The organism is Methylotuvimicrobium sp. KM2, assembly GCF_038051925.1.
Classification (GTDB): domain Bacteria; phylum Pseudomonadota; class Gammaproteobacteria; order Methylococcales; family Methylomonadaceae; genus Methylotuvimicrobium.
Map to the genome: position 1 here is coordinate 1,494,604 of NZ_CP150634.1, position 16,911 is coordinate 1,511,514.

Below are 16,911 nucleotides of genomic sequence, written 5' to 3' on the forward strand. Positions count from 1 at the left end.
TATATGAATAAATTATCTGAAAAAATAACTAAAACGCTGAAGCACTATAAAAAAAATAGCGCAATAAAATTTCGGAGCATCATTTACCCCGTACTTGGCATACAGTTAAAGCAACCGATATTCGTTATCGGTTGTAGTAGGGCAGGGACCACCTTAGTCTATAAAACCTTTTCCGAATCGAAGTATTTGGGTAGTTTGCAAAAAGAAACGCACGACTTTTGGGTGCAATTGCATCCTTTGTCGGAACGAAATTGGGATTCGCACGAAATCGAGCCAGAATCGGCTAACGATAAAGACCGCGAAATCGTAACGCGTTTTTTCTACACGCAAACCGGAAAACGGCGTATCGTCGATAAAAACAATCAAAACGGGCTTTCGGTGCCTTATTTATACCGATTATTTCCCGATGCGCATTTCGTGTATATCAAGCGCAACCCGGGCGATAACATCGATTCGTTGATCAACGGTTGGAATAAAGCCGATGAGTTTGGGACTTGGGCAGATGAATTGCCTGAAGAAATCGCCATCGATAACGGCAAATACAATCGCTGGTGTTTTTTCCTGGCCGAGAGTTGGCGACAATTGACCCGATCGACTATAGAAGAAGTCTGCGCGTTTCAATACAAAACGATGAACGAAGCGATTCTTTCCGCCAAAAAGACGATTCCGGTCGAGCAATGGCATGAGGTCAGCTACGAAACATTGATTGCCGATCCGGTCGAGGAGTTTAAGCGGCTTTTTGACGGGTGTTCGGTGCCTTTCGACCAAGCCATGCAAAACCATTGCCGCTCGGTTTTAAACAAGCCATATAATACATTTTCCGAAATTGGCGTCGAAAAATGGAAGAACAGCGTCAACCGGGAAAGAATCGAACGAGTGCTGGAATCGGTTTCGGGTTTGAGTGCGACTATCGGATATTGAATTTATAGATGGTAACTCAGCTTTAGTTTTTTCCCTAGCAGGAGGGGGTTTGCAACCCCGTCCTAAACGTTTTGACGTTGGCCGAAGTTAGCCGAAATGTTTAGGGCAAACCGAAACGTTGGGGACGGGTTAAATAACCCGTCCCGCAGAAGTGGCTACGACTGGCCACTGCTCGGACAATTGGCTTCAGCAAGCTGAAGCATCTTGCTAATCGTAATTATTCACATCCCCCCCTATCGTTCCCTCGCTCCAGCGTGGGAATGCAGCCCGAGACGCTCTAGCGTCTCGTACCGCTGGAGCGGTACTCAGGCATTCCCACGCAGAGCGTGGGAACGAGAATGGCCGGGGGACTGAATACTCACTGCTAATCAGGTCGGATATTGAATTTATAGATGGTAACTCAGCTTTAGTTTTTTTCTATCAAGGAATGAGAAACCTTTAATTTCTTTAAGAAGAACTATATGCGTGAGGTGATAATGATCTTCTGCGATAATCGCTTGGAGTTTTTGCGGCCATTTCCTCTAAAGCGAATTTCTTTACAAGAACGGAAAGAAAAATCAAATGATAAAGCAAGTCCCAATAACATAGCCCTAAAAAGGCAGTACCTACCATATAACAAATCAATGAAGCTTTTAACGCAAAGCAATAATCGGTTACCCATTCCATACCTTCAAACTTCTTGGTTTTTTTAGGTAAAAAAGTTAGATTCCAAACAGTACCTAAGATCATAGATAACCAAATACCGAAGGCGATAAAGCCGTGTTCGGAGAACATCCGTATGTAAGAACTGTGAAAATCCCGTTTTGTAATATACATCCATGTTCCGAATCCGCCACCGGTAAAGGGGTGTCGAAGAGTATGATTCCAACCGTCTATCCAAACTTCTATTCGCCCCATCGCGGACGCGTCTTCTTCGTAAGTACCGATAGTATGCATACGAGCAAACCATTCTTCAGGGAGAAAAGGTAAAGTTAAAAAAACGCCAAACACGACTACAGGGATGCTAAGAGATTTATATTTGCTTTTCCAAATTAGCATTAGTGTTAATACGGTCATTGTCAGCAAAGCACCGCGGGACCATGAAGATAGTGCGGCAAGATAAATAATCGGTATCGAAAAAAATACGCCTTTTTTAATTAGAAAATGTGAAGATTTCTTTCGCCAAAGTAATAGCAAAGGAATAACTATTAACATGGCAACTGCAAATTGGTTGTTATCGTAAAATTGAGTTTGAGGCGGGCCGTAAACTCTGTGGCCGAATCCTGTTAGTATTGCAAATATCCCCCCTTTTACTGCAACAATGCCGATAGAGATGCCAATCGTAACGATAAGATAATATAGTTTTTCCTTAGTATTGATCAAAACTAACGTAAAAATAAAAGGCAAATAAATTTTTGTGACATTCCAAAATTCGCTCCAAACTAAAGGGCTGTATGCCTGAGTGCTAGTAAAAGCAAAGTAGAACCACAATAATACAAAGAAAATAACGCGCCAGTCTTTAGGAATTGATTGCTTATCTTTGGTAGTAAACGTGCGAAATGCAACAACCAAAAATAAAACATAATACACAGGCAACGTTCTTACAAAGCCCCAAGCATAAGCATGCGGATTTAGATAGCTAAAGACGGCCAACGATAGCACGCCCCACCAGGGTTTCTTAATGGCGGCACCAATGCAAACGATCAGAAATATAAGTACGACGGTATCGCGCATGAATAATTACAGGGGTCTTGATTGAATGTGTCCGGCTATTTGACCAAGTACACCAGCAAAACGGGTCAAATAAAATCTCGATTTATTAAAATTAAAGCTGAAGAGAGTGCCTACCAAATACTGAATCAATTTAGTCCATAAATATAACGGAACTTTGATCTTATCGGGTCGATGAATCAAGGTAATAGATCGATTTCTTTGAAAACTTTTCTTGATGAGAAAGCGGAGCTTAAAATGTTCCGGATTCACATAATGATATTGAATGATATCGGGTGTATAGCGAAGCGTTTCACCGGCCTGTAAGGCTCTTAGCACAAAGTCGCTATCTTCGCTGCCCATTAAATCATGGCCTTTAGGGCCAAGGGCTACAGAAAACTTGCCCACTTTATCAAATACCTCACGGGCAACGATTAAATTACCGCCGCCGGGAATCGAGTTTTTTTCGGATAGCAGTAAGTCTTTATTTCCCAAATCAAAATAAGGCACCGGATAAGGTGTGATTTTAAATTGGCCTGTTTCATGAGCCCAAGTGGGCTCTTTTCCTGTCCAGTCGGGGATTATTTTTCCGCAAAATAGCTTTGTGCCGGGGTATTTCTCAATAGCTGCAATGACAGATGGAAAATAATTAGCGTCGACACGGTGATCGTCATCAATAAAACAAATCCACCCGTCTCGTATTATCTCCAGTGCTTTGTTAAGCGCATTGGATTTACCTGGAGCCAGTTCTTCGACAAATTCGAGAGATAGTGGCTTGTTTAAATGTCGATTCCGCTGATATTCGGTTAGTTTATTGAGCGTATCGTCACGACAAGCATTGGGAATTACGAGAATGGATAGATCAACTTGATCGGGAATTAGTGCAGCATTAATTGACTCGATAGTTTTTAGCAGCAGTTCGCTTCGATTATGCGTACAGATAACAACAGAAAGCTTCATTTTTTTTTCTTTAAAAATCGGCGGCAATAAGCGTGGCAAGCTTTAATGTGCAACTCGTTTATAAACCAGTCTATCGAATTGACTTGAGGAGTTTTATTGACGAGCGAATAACCGCACGCGGAAAGCGTTTCACCGGCGAGCGCCTCAAAGATGCGGATTTGTCTAAAAGACATTTTTTCTCGCCATTTCCCCTGGTTGGATTTTTGTAGCGACTGGCCTAACAGAGGAGTTTTGCCAGAGCCGTCCGTTTTTTTGAAATCGATAACGCGTTCATTGAATTCGATATTTAAAAAACGACAAAGCGAGCCAACTGTTTGTTCAGGTTTGGTCAACAGACTTTCAAAATACACTTCATGGTAACGATCCGGATATTTTTCACCGAAGGTCTTACCGGCGTTGACGTATTTGTTCCAAGTGTAAGCAGCATGATAAGTGTTGAAAATTTCAAGATCCCATTTTCGTTCCAGCATCGATAATGCGCAATCGCGACCATCTCGAATGATGTGGACGAATTGTGCATTCGGAAACATTTCGAGCAGGGTTTCCATATGCAGAATGTAGTAGGGGGTCTTGTCACCCCAGCGGCGTTTCCCTTCGGCTTCGGCATTTGCCTCGAATATGCCGGCGATGATTTCTGGTATCGTTGTTAACTGACGAGTATGAAAACGTTGCGCCAATGTCTCCGCGTTAAATCGAATGCCGTGAACGTCCTCGTCGAAAAAAATTTTACGCGAATCATAAATTGCTTCGAGTAAACGAGTCACCGCGCCGATATCTGTCAAGTCGTCAAACTCGGTGCGGCGTTGGTAAAACGGAATAAAGAAATGCGACTCGGCAGTTGGTAACGACAGGTCCGGGTGTGATCTCAGCATAAACTGCAATAGTGTTGTGCCCGACCGTGCTGCTCCGACGATGAAAATAGGGGCGTTATTCATGAGAGTTGTTCGATTGGGATTGATACAAACCAGTCATCAAACCGATGTGATAAGCCAAATTCATTGCTTCTCTCATATAGGCGTGGGAACGGGTGAAATAGAGTCGTAACACAAGCAGACATTTTGTTACTAATTGTTTGAATAAGTACCCGGGAATTCCGGCTATTTTTTTGCCGGAAGGTGGCTTTTCGTAGAGCCCCGCTTTTTTTCCTGCAAAAAAGTGTAGTTTTAAAAAATAGCGGCGTTTGATTTTTTCATCGGGAATCAAATGCCGAATTTCCATATTTGGCTCGTAGAGTAAGTAATAATCGTGTTCGATGAAGTGCCGGAACATGACGGCATCTTCGCCACCACCAACACCTTTACCTTTCCGGTTATAACGGGTATCGAAGCGTAACCCTTCCTGAAAAATGCGCGTGTTATAGGCGATATTACCGCTCCATATCGGCGTCGAGCGGTCGGCAATTTGAAAAGCCCGATCGCTATGATTGATCTCGCCATAGAAAGGCAGCAAGTTGTCAGTCAACCATTTTGGCCTATGAGGAAGAATGATCGATATTTTTCCGCCGACGCAATCGACTCGATTATCTTGGAATGTATCGATCGCAGATTGAAGCCAACCCGGCGTTGGTAATTCATCGGCATCGATAAAAGCTAAATATCGGCTGGATAAACTCTCCTCGATGGCTCTGTTTCGCGCATAAGCAATGCCTTGTTCCGTTTCCATGACATAACGAATAGGAATCGCGCTGCCTTTGGCGAAGCACTCGACTAATTTCTGAGTATTATCCGTGCTGTTATTATCGACAATCAAAATTTCAAAAGGAATCGAACAAGCCAGCGACACCAATTCACTTAATAGCGAAGCAAGATAGTGTGCCGCATTGTAAGTACAGATAGCGACAGTGATTTGATTCTTTATAAAATTATCCGATGTCATCGACTAAATAGAGAAATAAGTGAACGATGCAGAAAAAGAGGTAAAAGAGAAGGGAGCATATAAACCCAGTCTTTTAAAGAACCGTATCTTTGCAGCATGACTTTTCTAAAAATAGCCCGAGCTCCGACCAGATCGCGTTGCCAATAGCATTCGAAACCGCGATTCAGCAACTCGCCGTGCATACCGCTCTTAACTTTTTCAACTCCTAGTATAGATAGCACCTCGGAATTTTGCTGAAGAAACCTTTCTTGCGCCAGCCAATGATTAATCGCCGCCCGCGCCTTGTTCGAGGAGGCCTGGCCGCCGTCATGAAAATGATAAAGAGCCAACACTTCAGGAACCCGCGTCAACCGGTTTTTATAAGCAATTTTCAACCACAATAAAAAATCTTCGGCGGTCAATAAACTTTCATCGAATAAACCGGCTTCGATAATCGCGCTTTTTCGCGTTAAGCACGCATGTATCGGCCAGCGGCAACTGGTGAATACCAACTCCAACTTGTCGGCTGTTTCATAATCCGGCGGAACGAAAGGCTTACCGGCGCCGCCCGGCAATCCAACATTTTGCCAGCCGCAATAAGCCAAAGACGCCGATGGATCATCGCACAAGGCTCGATAAAGCAGAGACAAGCAGTCCGGATGCCAAGTATCGTCGGCATCGAGAAACGCAATCCACTCACCCTTAGCGGCTTTTATGCCTCGATTACGGGTCTTGCAAACGCCTTGATTCGTTTGTTCGATTACCGTTATGCGCTCATCATTCAGCGAATGTAAAAGACCGAGACTGTCATCGGTCGATCCGTCATCGATGACGATCAACTCCCAATGCGGATAGGTTTGGTCCAAGACGCTACCGATACTCTGCCGCAGGTGCCGTTTGGCGTTAAAGCAGGGCATCACGATCGAGATCAGCGGGAAGTTTGAAGAAGCGCTCATTTCAGACGATCCTTGATACGGTCGCCGACATAACGGCCCAGTTTAGACCAACTGACGTCATTGTCGGCAAAAGCCAATTTTCGGGCGAACGACGACAACGTATCATCGGCCATGATGGAAACGCGCCGAACGGCCAATAAATGATGGTCGACCAAACCGAACCCCGGACGTGTCGTCAAAGCGACCCGATAACCGGCCGCCTGCACGGTCGACATTACCGATTCATTATAAAGCCCGTAGGGATAAGCGAAGCTGGACACCGGACGATCGAGCAGATCCGATAAAATCGCACGAGACCGCGTCAGTTCTGCTTCGATTTGCTCAGGGTCGGCTTGAGTCAAACGGCAATGGGAATGGGTATGCGAACCGATTTCCATCCCGGCCGCTTGCATTTCCAGCAATTGCGCTGGAGTCAACAGCGGCAAACGCGGGGCGTCGTCATCGCGCCAAGAAGCCGTTTGCCCCAAGTCTTGAGTGACCACATACCAAGACGCTTTCATCCCGCGTTTGGCCAACGCCTCGAAAGCCGCATAGTTATCGGCGTAACCGTCGTCGAACGTCAACAACACCGACTTGGCCGGCAACGCATCGATAGTTGCCAGTTCATCGGCTAAAATCGTGGTCCAACCGAAATCCTGCAACAAAGCCAATTGTTCTTCAAAGCGCCGGAAGCTCAAGGCCCATTGCCAAGCCGGCCTGGAAGCGCCCGGCGTAATCGAGTGATACATCAAAGAAACCGGGCCGTTTCGGCCGGCACCGGCGAGCAGTTTTTTAGATAACGGATCGATCATCGTGATTTAAAGTGATGAAACCCTTGCCAAAGCAACAATTTCAACCGCTGCATGAGGGTTTGTTGTTCGAAACCCGATAAACGCGTATGGGCATAATGAATTTGCTTCAACAAACCTTGCAGCAACTCGAACTCGTGTTCGGTGATTCGGGCTGGGCCGTATGCGATAGCCGACTCGGCAACCGCTAAAAACTGCCGGGCGTATTGGTCGCTGGAAAAGTGCGCGGCGACCGATTGCCGACCGTTATTACCCAACTCGGCGGCAAACTCGGGATTGTCTAAAACACGCACAATCGCATCGGCCGCACCCGCTTCATCGCCCGGTTCGACCAACAAGCCGTCATGTTCATGTCGGATACACTCGCGCAGTCCTTGACACGCCATCGCGACTACTGGCTTTTTGAACGCCATCGCTTCGAGAGCGGCGATACCTTGGCCTTCGAAGATCGCGGTCGACAAAAACACATCGCTTTGCGCGCATAAATTCGGAACATCGCCCCGGGGGCCTAACATCAACACCCGATCCGAAAGTTGTAAACGTGTAATTTCCTGTTCCAGTAAATCGACCGCCTCGGACTCTTGGCGCGGTCCGGCAATGATAAAAAAAGCATCCGGTTGCGTTTCGATTACGCGAGCTGCCACCCTCGCAAAAGCCGCAAAATCTTTTTGTGCTGAAATACGCCCGACGCCCAAGATCAATTTCGCATCGGCTGGGCAATTTAATGCTTGGCGTAGATCGCCATCCTCGTTTTGCGCGGCCCGCGTCAGCTCGTCGATATCGATCCCGTTGTAAAGCGTCGTAATGCGCTCGACGGGCAGAAACTCGGCCAACGTGCGCTTGACGTCATCCGAAACCCCCAGCAAATGACTGCTCAAGCGTTCCAGAAGCCAAATATAACCGCCTTGGCCGATCAGAGGACGATAACGCTTGAGGTCTTCATCGAAAGGACTGTGAATATGCCAAACGGTCGGGATTCGCAGTTGCGCCGCCGCCAAGCCGGCATGCAGCAAATGAGCGGTATTGATATGTATCAAGTCAGGCGACTGCTCGGCGATAAACGACAACAAAGCCTCTTGCCGGTCATACGAATCGGCCAAAAAACGCAACTGCGCTCTTTCCGCATGGCTCAAACAACACGAATAGGGAATGATGCGAAACACAATCCCCTGCGCGTCCAGATAGTCCGTCACCTCGCCGGCCTCCGGCACCACGGCAATCGGCTCGACGCCCAGTTTTTTTAAGGCAACGATCAACGTACAGGTGGTTTTGTCGACGCCGTTTTTCAGATTACTATGATGAAAAAGGTGTAAGGTTTTCATGATTGGAATAAACCGAATAATCGGTTACGAAACACGATAGCGCTACAATACACGAAACCGCAGATCGAAGCGATAAAGGCTTTGCGCGACCACAACGAGTGAAGCAACGTTTTTTTATCATGCAACAATAAATAACGAAACAACGGCCAACGCAACGGAAAATCGGCATAATCCAAATACAAGCGCTTGATGGTTTCGCTATTGGCGGGATGTAGCGCCAGAAGGTTGTTTTGCCAGGCCGCCGACAACGTTTCGGCAAACAACGTCAATTCACGTTTCGGCAGTGACGGCCAAAAAAACGGCGCCGGCAAACCGGTCATGCCGAAGTCGTAATACCAATCCAGAATGCGGGTTTGAAAAACGCTTAACGACCGGTCGCGTAGCCGCAACGCGGGAATAAAATAACGCAATGCGCCGCTTTCGATCGAAAACGCCGAATGCGTCGCCAAAAAGCGCGCCAAGACACGCCCGGCCATCACGCCGCACTCGGATAAATCACCGCTAAAGCCGTTCAATAGCGGTCGTCGATGCACAAAACCCGACAAATGCACGCGATCCTTGCCGAACAAGGTCGACCGAGTCCAGCGCGGCGTCGGGCTGTTATCTACTAACGGCAAACCTTCGGCATCGACCGCTTCGGTAAAAAAGCGGTCGTCGATCAAATACACGCAATCGGTTTGTTGCGCGAGCGTTGCCGACAACACCGACAAAAAACGCGCCGGATCGAAGCGAAAAGATTCCTCCAAATACACGCAATAGCGCCCGCGCGCCCGGATGAGCGCAGGTTCCCAACCGTACGAACGATCGATCACGAAATAATCCGTTAACTCGGCACAGTGCTCCAGCAAAGACCGGTCGAAATCCGATGCCGCCGCGCAAAAAATCCCCAACTCGATCGAAAAATCGGCAGCTTTTTGCAAAGCGACCGCCTGCGTCAGACGCTCGAGAAAATCCTGCGAATCGGATTCGAAAGGCAACAGCAAAGTGACTTGAGGACTGTCGTTATCATTCATGTTAGGCAAGTCGAGACACGGTGCAACGAGCGGCTTGTCCAACCCTTGATAAGCGTAAACCAAAGACGCCAACCACGGCATAGCCTGCTGTAGCAACTGCTCGTGCAGATCGGTTGAATGTTCCGTCGGGTCTCGTAGCCATAAAACCAGCGCGCGTTGTAAACGCTCTTTCGGCGATACGGCCGGTAAGGCTTTCCAGGTTTTGAATAGCAGCGATTCGGCTTGATCGGGAAATAACTTTTCGATTTTTACATCCTGCCAAGTGCCGATTGGAAAGTTTAAAGAGAGCGCTCGAGCGACCGCATGAGCACGTTTGGGATTGTGTTGCAGTAATTCGGCAAAAGCGGTATCGCGGATACGAATAACAAACTCGGTTTGACGTAGGGCTTTTGATTGCGTGATACCATTCGGATTGAGACGCCATTTAAACAGCATCTGAGGAAGGTTGCTGAACTTGCTTCCGTTTAGCTGCATACGCATGAACAAATCGTAGTCGACACAAAGTCGTCCTTTTTCCTCGTTGTAGCCATTGACATCCATCATGGCATTTTTTCGAATCATGGTCGTCGGATGATGCAAAGCATAATGAATATACATCAGCTCATCGACGCTAGATGGATCGCAAGGATGGGTATCTATGCCGACCTCATCGCCATTCGGCTTGATCATAAGCCACTGACAACCTACCGCGTCAATGTCAGGGTGATCATCCAAAAAGGTTTTTTGTAACGCTAAACGTTCCGGCAGAGCAATATCATCGGAATCCATCACAGCAATGTAGCGACCTAAGCTATTTTTCAACGCATGGTTACGCGCCGCCGCGACACCTTGGTTACTTTGCCGAAAAAGCTTGATACGAGAATCCTTTGCCGCATAGCGCTCTAAAATTTCCCAACTTCCGTCTGAACTGCCGTCATCGACAACGATTATTTCAAAGTCTTGAAAAGTTTGATTGAGAATGCTGTTTAGCGCTGCAGATAAATAAGGGCGCGTATTAAATACGGCAATGTTTACACTGATTATAGGGTTGTGCATTAATACTGTGATGGTTCAATCAAGACGAATTTGTTATTTTGTTTTTTATTTTAATAGGGCAATCATTAAACTGATTTTTAAAATAATGATAAATACCATAAAACTGTGCTTTATAATAAGGATCTTTGAACCTAGATCTGCAAGCATTTAGCCATTCAATAAATTCCCAATATCTCATTTTCAAAGGCTTTGAAGTTTCTAATGTCAAAAAGTTTGAACTAGGTATAAACTCCAAAATTGCTTTAAATAATATTCTTCGAATGAGACTCGGTTGATGAAAGCTTGCCCACAATAGAAAATTTCTCGTTAAAAAATAATTTTTTAACGGTGATAATTTGCCTCCAAACGAAGAAGAAATTTTATGCCAAATTTGTGCTTCAGGGATAACATAATGGGAAAAACCTTTAGCAGCGATATTGACGCACCAATCGAGTTCTTCAAAATTTAAAAAGAATATAGGGTTCATCAACTGGCATTGCGACAACGTTTTTTTATGAATGAACATGGCGCAACCAATTACATACTGGACTTTATAAGGACTTTGGGATTCAATAGCGTTTAGGTTATATCCTTGATAAAGATAATTGAAATTCAGCGATTTATTATCCCATTCTGCCCCCGCACTCCAGATTATCTCAGGTCTATCATAATATAAACAAACAGGACCTATAATACCTGCATCTGGTAATTCTAGATACGCATCAGCTAGTGAATTTAAAAGAGTAGGGGATACAATCGTATCATTATTTAACAACAATACCGCATCGGCACCATGGTCTAAAGCATAACGAATCGCACGGTTATTGCCTTCGGCAAAGCCCAAATTTTCACCATTTTCCAATAAAAAAACGTCAGGGAACGCTGCGCGTATCGCAACCACAGAATCATCGGTCGATCCATTATCGGCGACAATAACAGAATAATGGGGGTAATTAATCTTCTGAACGGACGCGAGACATTCCAGGGTATCTTCTTTACCGTTCCAGTTTAGGATAATGATATAGATATTAAGATGCATCGTTGTTTTTAAAACGCCAAAGTAGATGACGATCAAGTAATATTTTTATACGGATCGAGAGGTATTTGAATAAATTCAATCTTTTAATTTCGACAGTATTTATATTGCCTATAAAGGTATTAATAGTCCGCTCCGCAGCCGTTTCAGAATAATTGTCTTTAATAAAATTCCAAGCATTCTTAGCTATCGTCTGATATAAGCCAGGGTTCTGACTGAGTTCTAATATGGCATTGACAAATTCCGTTGGGGAATTGGCAAGCAAGTAGTGTTGATTAGGCTCGATAGCAAAACCTTCTGCACCAAAACCCGTCGTTATCACGGGTCTACTAAAGCTAAAAGCTTCGCCAACTTTCCCTTTCATGCCGCCGCCATAGCGTAACGGCGCTATAACAATATCGGCATTACGGTAATAAGGCGCAACGGATGGGACGAAGCCTGTTACTGTAATGTCAGCAGCAGAGAGTGCAAGTACTTCGGGAGGAGGAGAGCTTCCAACGATAGTTAAATGGATATGGTCACCATGTTCACGAAGCAACGGCATGACATCGTTGCAAAAAAACAAAACAGCATCAACATTCGGCTTGTGATTGAAACCGCCTACAAACAATAGCTGAATTGAATTGCTCGGTATTCGTTCGTCAAGATCGGGAATCTCATGAATGTTGGGAATAATCTCAACGGCAGTTTTAGGACAGTTCGAAATCAGTAATTCTTTATCATTAATTGAAACCGCAATGACTACATCAGCTTTTTGGTAAACAGAAAGTTCCTCACTTTTTACTTGGGCAGCCAAAGCAAAATCAGCCTTGTTTTGAGTTAACTTGGCTTTCGCTTCCAGTCGGTTATAGTGAACATCGACCGAGTCAACAATGACATGAGCGCTTGGTTGATAATATCGGACTAAATCAATAAAATTTTGTGCTGCAAAATAAAATTCAAACCAGATAATATCAAACTGTGACTGTCTAACTGCTTCTATCCATTGAGAGGAAACTGCTATCGATAAACCCTCTAAATTCTGCTTGTAAGCATTATAAGCTTCAATGCCCAGTTCTTCTTGTTGGTAACTCGACGCATAGACTGCCAGAGTAACATTATGGTGCTTAGCTAAACATTTAAGTATGGAGAAAAACCGTAAGTGGCCTGATGCGCGATCAGGCATTGGTAATTGATTTGCAATGGCTAAGATATTCATCTTTTACGGTTACTCAATTAAAAGTTAAAGTATATAGCTTGGAATTTGTAGAATCCCGTTATAGAAATTTGTATCGAAGCGTGCGAGCTCCATACTGGACGGCACCAACTGTCGTAGAAATTAGCTCGACAAAAGGAAAGTAGGTATTGCCACTTGCGGGATAGCTTGCGATGTTGAATACATCTTTCATGATTGTAATCTAAAAACTTAAGATTTCTATTAATAATTGCTTGGATCGTCCCATAAGCACCATAATTGTTCTTTTTTCAGTAAATTTTATTGCCTTGTAATGCCAATACATTTTTTTTGGTTGCCATGTTAAACCGAATAACTTGATAAACAAATTTTTGTATAGCGATACAGCTTCAGCTATTAATTCTAACTTTGACTTTGAATGAATTTTTTGTTCAAAAACAAAAGCCGATATCCCTTGCCAATAACTTCGAGATAGAATCCACTCTTGTGTCGCTCGTTCTTTTGGAATTCTGTGATATAAAATTGCTTTTGGGTTATAAATAACCTTCAGTCCCGCTTGATCAACTCGCCAAAAAATTTCATTCTCTTCGTTAGAAAGCAAATTTTTCTTTTTTCGGCCTAGCGAAATATTAAACTCACCAATCTTGGTAAATACGTCTCGTCTAAACGCCATATTTAAACCATAGGGGTATTCCGGATAAATCATCCACTTAATGGATTCGCCGGAATTGGTTGAACCATAAAAACGTAATAATTCGGTATCGACCCATTCCGGTGTCCCTCCTTCGAATGTAGGGATAGATTTTCCACCCATACAGGATGCTTCAGGATATTGGTCGAATATATTGATGACTTCAATCAACCAATTGGGGTCAAAAAATACGTCGTCGTCGACAAAAGCAATAATATCGCCGAGGGCTTCTTTTATGCCAGTATTACGAGCATGAGATAAACCAGGAGTGGGCTCGAAAACGTAACGTGCCTCTGGGTAGGTTTGAATGAATTCTTCGCAAACCTTTCGTGTATTGTCATTGGAATTATTATCAATGATAAGTAATTCGACATTTTCATCGCTAGACTTTATTAAACTACAATAATTTTTTAAAGTTTCGGAGAGAATTTTAGAACGATTGAAAGTGCATATGACTATAGTAATAAACATATTTATATATTTATTTTTCTGATTGCTAAATCAATAGCTTCTTCAAAATCATCACATTGCTCTATATTAGAGATGTTATGAAGCCAGGTGTTAGTGAAATTAGACAATTTCCCGTAATTATTATCTACAAAGTATACGGGAGCTTGACCTAACCAAGATAGTAATAGAGCATGCAATCGATCTGTAATAACAACATGCCCTTGACCAAGAATATTTAAACCTCTATCAAGGCGTTCTTTAGCCATTGCATTCGCAGCAAAAATTGCAAGATGCGTAAGTATAAATAATGGAACTTTAGAATTCCAGTTTAAACGCTTATGTGCCCAATCGTATAACCATTCGTATTTTGGTGAGTTCTCCCCTAACCAATCGATAATTTGGTATTTATTTTTTAGGGGTGCATCAGGTTTAAACGCTGAAACTTTTTCTTTGTCTGTTCTTGAAAGTACAACTATATCAGTTGATTTAGTTTTGATCTTTAGTGGATTTATATCCAACATTAAAGCCATGTCAGGACAAAGATAAACTAAATTCATGTTATGTTTCTTAGCTATTTCATAGCTTTTTATATCCCTGACTAATAAGTGAAAATCTTTATGCCTAGAAAGTACTTCAAAAGAACTATTTGAACCACTAAAATCCGTAAAATTAATGGATTGCGGTAGCTGAATAATGCGATTATTAGGAAAATCAATAGATAATATTTGACGTAGTTCTTGATGCTGTGGATATAAGTCGCCAAAATTTCCACCACCATGTATAAAAATTACATCAGTGTTTTTTATTATCCTCTTTATTGTTAATTTTTTATAATTTCTGTAATCACATACATATTTTATGGTGCATTTTCTTTTTTTAAAATAACATATTTCACCTAACCAAATAGCGCTATCGCCAACATTTGAATGATTAGGAAAATCTATTAAAATGCCTGAACATCCTTTAGTAACTAAAGGGTCTAAAGTGTTATGAATTATTTTTCTTGTTTCTAATAACGCATTGAAATTATTTCCAATTAACAAAATTTGTTCTCCAAGACTCAATTTAGAGTATTTTTGTTATAGTAAGCGAACCGGCAGTAGTATCAAATTGAAATTTATGTCGTTTATCTTGAAAAAAGTCATCGGTAGCTTCTCTACAGCCCGACCAGTCATGATAATCATCTAGAATTATTGAGCCACCGGCAACAAGATAAGGTTCAATTCGTTTGAGACAATTAAAAACTGGATCATACCAATCAACATCAATATGTGCTAAACAAATAGGACTCGCTATTATTAGCTTTTCTTGTACTAGACCTTTTATTATCGATATATTATTTTTGGAAATTTTAAGATTATTTTTCTCAAAATTTCTCACAACTTGATCGTAAAGATCAGGTAAATATCCGTAATACTCATCTCCATCAATACCTTTAGACTGACCCTTAGTAATAATATTATAGCGTTCATGTACATCGGGTCCATCCCTTTCAGATGGCGGTGGGATCATACCAAAGACATCATATATTTGCATCGGGCGTTTGCAATTTTTTGCAGATGCCAGCACTATTGCGGATCCGCCTAGCGCACATCCTGCTTCAATTATTATTCCAGGCAAATTCTTATTTTCTATTTCTACCAGACGATCTATTAGTGCTTGCATTTTTTGCACCGATAGATAAGTCAGTTTTTGCTCTTTGACTCTAGCCATCATTTTAATTGCTTTATGACGGCGTAAAGTAGTTAATAAAGTAGATAAAGGGTTCATATTCAATTTCTCATATATTCATATATTTCATCTTTCTGCGTTTTTAAATGTCCAGCTACTTTCTATATTTATTAAACCTACTTCTGGTAGACGTGTAATATCATATATACCTGCTACTATTGCAATAGGCATGATATTTTCAGCATACCACTGCATTCTTCTATATTGGTCAAGAAAAGCCAACCTCAAACTATAAGAAAAAGGCCTCAACGGTATATCGCTTAACCGACAAGTCACTTGATGTATTCCGAGTTCAAGCTTAGGACGAATATCGGGAAGCGCATTACTCACCGAAAGCACATGAACAAAATCCGAGGTATGCATGCCAATAACCACTTCGGGGCGTTCGATCGCTTTTTTGCATTCAAACGTTACACGAACTGTTAACGGTTCGTGTAAGCCTACCTCTTTTATAGTTTCACCTTGGTCATTCAGCAATTCGATTTTTTTGACATCGATTAAGCCACTATCTTGCTGCGGAATGATTTGCCCTGAGTCGGTCAATTGATGACGACTAAAGGTTCTGTCTTGCGCTTCTTTAAAAAAAATGCCGCATACATCACGCGGTAAACCGTCTTGAGAAATTTTGCCGTGATCCATCAGCATAACCCTAGAACAAATTCTTTCTAATTGACGTATATTATGGCCGACAATCAAGACCGTACGTCCTTGGTGTTTGATTAGTTTTTCCATGCGTTCGATACATTTTTGCTGAAACGCCAAATCCCCCACCGCCAACACTTCATCGACAATCAAAATATCCGCATCCATGCTGGTCGCAATCGAAAACCCGAGTTTTACCGTCATACCAGAACTATACCGCTTAACCGGCGTATCGATAAACTGCTCCAGTTCGGAAAACTCGATGATTTCGTCCAGTTTTTGTTTGACGATTTTTTTCGGTATCCCCAGTATCGCCGCGTTCAGAAAAATGTTTTCCCGGCCGGTCAATTCCGGATTGACGCCAGCGCCGACTTCGATCAGCGGGGCGACGCTGCCGCGTACGATCACTTCGCCTTTGGTTGGTTTACTGATGTTGGCCAAATGTTTCAGCAACGTGCTTTTGCCGGCGCCGTTATGGCCGATGATGCCGACCACTTCGCCTTCTTCGATCGAAAAGTTGACGTCGTCGAGCGCTTTGAAGCTTTCCCTTTCGTGTACGGGCCGAAAGGTCAGCCGTCTTAACGTATTCAACGCCGTTTGCTTTAGGCTGGTCAAATGACCGAGCTGGTATTCTTTAGTCAGGTTTTTGACTTCTATAATGGGCATGGTT

General features: G+C 43.2%; 15 protein-coding genes. 1 reads left to right on the forward strand and 14 read right to left on the reverse strand.

Annotation, left to right across the window (positions count from 1 at the left end):
* Positions 1 to 3: 3 nt before the first annotated feature.
* Positions 4 to 921 carry a sulfotransferase gene (locus tag WJM45_RS06415; RefSeq protein ID WP_341328137.1) on the forward strand — a complete coding sequence of 306 codons (918 nt, stop codon included), beginning with the start codon at positions 4 to 6 and terminating at the stop codon, positions 919 to 921.
* Positions 922 to 1,368: 447 nt separating this feature from the next.
* Here the strand turns inward: WJM45_RS06415 and WJM45_RS06420 are convergent, their stop codons facing one another.
* From WJM45_RS06420 to WJM45_RS06485, 14 genes are all read right to left on the reverse strand, one after another.
* Positions 1,369 to 2,634 (reverse strand): putative O-glycosylation ligase, exosortase A system-associated, encoded by a 1,266-nt coding sequence (locus tag WJM45_RS06420; RefSeq protein ID WP_341328138.1) that lies wholly within the window; start codon positions 2,632 to 2,634, stop codon positions 1,369 to 1,371.
* 6 nt (positions 2,635 to 2,640) lie between these two features.
* Complete coding sequence (locus tag WJM45_RS06425) at positions 2,641 to 3,570, reverse strand: glycosyltransferase (RefSeq protein ID WP_341328139.1); 930 nt, start codon at positions 3,568 to 3,570, stop codon at positions 2,641 to 2,643.
* The gene (locus tag WJM45_RS06430; protein WP_341328140.1) at positions 3,567 to 4,505 is read right to left on the reverse strand and encodes a sulfotransferase; all 939 of its coding nucleotides are present in this window, start codon (positions 4,503 to 4,505) and stop codon (positions 3,567 to 3,569) included. Before WJM45_RS06430 ends, WJM45_RS06425 begins: the two co-directional genes overlap by 4 nt.
* Positions 4,498 to 5,445: a glycosyltransferase gene (locus WJM45_RS06435; protein WP_341328141.1), complete on the reverse strand. Its 948-nt coding sequence runs from the start codon at positions 5,443 to 5,445 to the stop codon at positions 4,498 to 4,500. The genes WJM45_RS06430 and WJM45_RS06435 overlap by 8 nt, the downstream gene beginning before the upstream one ends.
* Positions 5,442 to 6,380 carry a glycosyltransferase gene (locus WJM45_RS06440; protein WP_341328142.1) on the reverse strand — a complete coding sequence of 313 codons (939 nt, stop codon included), beginning with the start codon at positions 6,378 to 6,380 and terminating at the stop codon, positions 5,442 to 5,444. Before WJM45_RS06440 ends, WJM45_RS06435 begins: the two co-directional genes overlap by 4 nt.
* Positions 6,377 to 7,171 carry a polysaccharide deacetylase family protein gene (locus tag WJM45_RS06445; protein ID WP_341328143.1) on the reverse strand — a complete coding sequence of 265 codons (795 nt, stop codon included), beginning with the start codon at positions 7,169 to 7,171 and terminating at the stop codon, positions 6,377 to 6,379. Before WJM45_RS06445 ends, WJM45_RS06440 begins: the two co-directional genes overlap by 4 nt.
* Positions 7,168 to 8,490, reverse strand: a complete 1,323-nt coding sequence (locus tag WJM45_RS06450; RefSeq protein WP_341328144.1) for a glycosyltransferase family 4 protein — start codon at positions 8,488 to 8,490, stop codon at positions 7,168 to 7,170. The genes WJM45_RS06445 and WJM45_RS06450 overlap by 4 nt, the downstream gene beginning before the upstream one ends.
* On the reverse strand, positions 8,487 to 10,538 hold the full coding sequence (locus WJM45_RS06455) for a glycosyltransferase family A protein (RefSeq protein ID WP_341328145.1): 2,052 nt from the start codon (positions 10,536 to 10,538) through the stop codon (positions 8,487 to 8,489). The genes WJM45_RS06450 and WJM45_RS06455 overlap by 4 nt, the downstream gene beginning before the upstream one ends.
* A 19-nt stretch (positions 10,539 to 10,557) precedes the next feature.
* Positions 10,558 to 11,556, reverse strand: a complete 999-nt coding sequence (locus tag WJM45_RS06460; RefSeq protein WP_341328146.1) for a glycosyltransferase family 2 protein — start codon at positions 11,554 to 11,556, stop codon at positions 10,558 to 10,560.
* A complete protein-coding gene (locus WJM45_RS06465) occupies positions 11,546 to 12,751 on the reverse strand; it encodes a glycosyltransferase family 4 protein (protein ID WP_341328147.1) in 1,206 nt (401 codons plus the stop codon). Before WJM45_RS06465 ends, WJM45_RS06460 begins: the two co-directional genes overlap by 11 nt.
* A 199-nt stretch (positions 12,752 to 12,950) precedes the next feature.
* Positions 12,951 to 13,889 (reverse strand): glycosyltransferase, encoded by a 939-nt coding sequence (locus tag WJM45_RS06470; protein ID WP_341328148.1) that lies wholly within the window; start codon positions 13,887 to 13,889, stop codon positions 12,951 to 12,953.
* Positions 13,890 to 13,891: 2 nt separating this feature from the next.
* Positions 13,892 to 14,911 (reverse strand): polysaccharide pyruvyl transferase family protein, encoded by a 1,020-nt coding sequence (locus WJM45_RS06475; RefSeq protein WP_341328149.1) that lies wholly within the window; start codon positions 14,909 to 14,911, stop codon positions 13,892 to 13,894.
* Between the two features lie 22 nt (positions 14,912 to 14,933).
* Positions 14,934 to 15,638: a TylF/MycF/NovP-related O-methyltransferase gene (locus tag WJM45_RS06480; RefSeq protein ID WP_341328150.1), complete on the reverse strand. Its 705-nt coding sequence runs from the start codon at positions 15,636 to 15,638 to the stop codon at positions 14,934 to 14,936.
* Between the two features lie 27 nt (positions 15,639 to 15,665).
* Positions 15,666 to 16,907 (reverse strand): ABC transporter ATP-binding protein, encoded by a 1,242-nt coding sequence (locus tag WJM45_RS06485; RefSeq protein ID WP_341328151.1) that lies wholly within the window; start codon positions 16,905 to 16,907, stop codon positions 15,666 to 15,668.
* Positions 16,908 to 16,911: the final 4 nt, after the last annotated feature.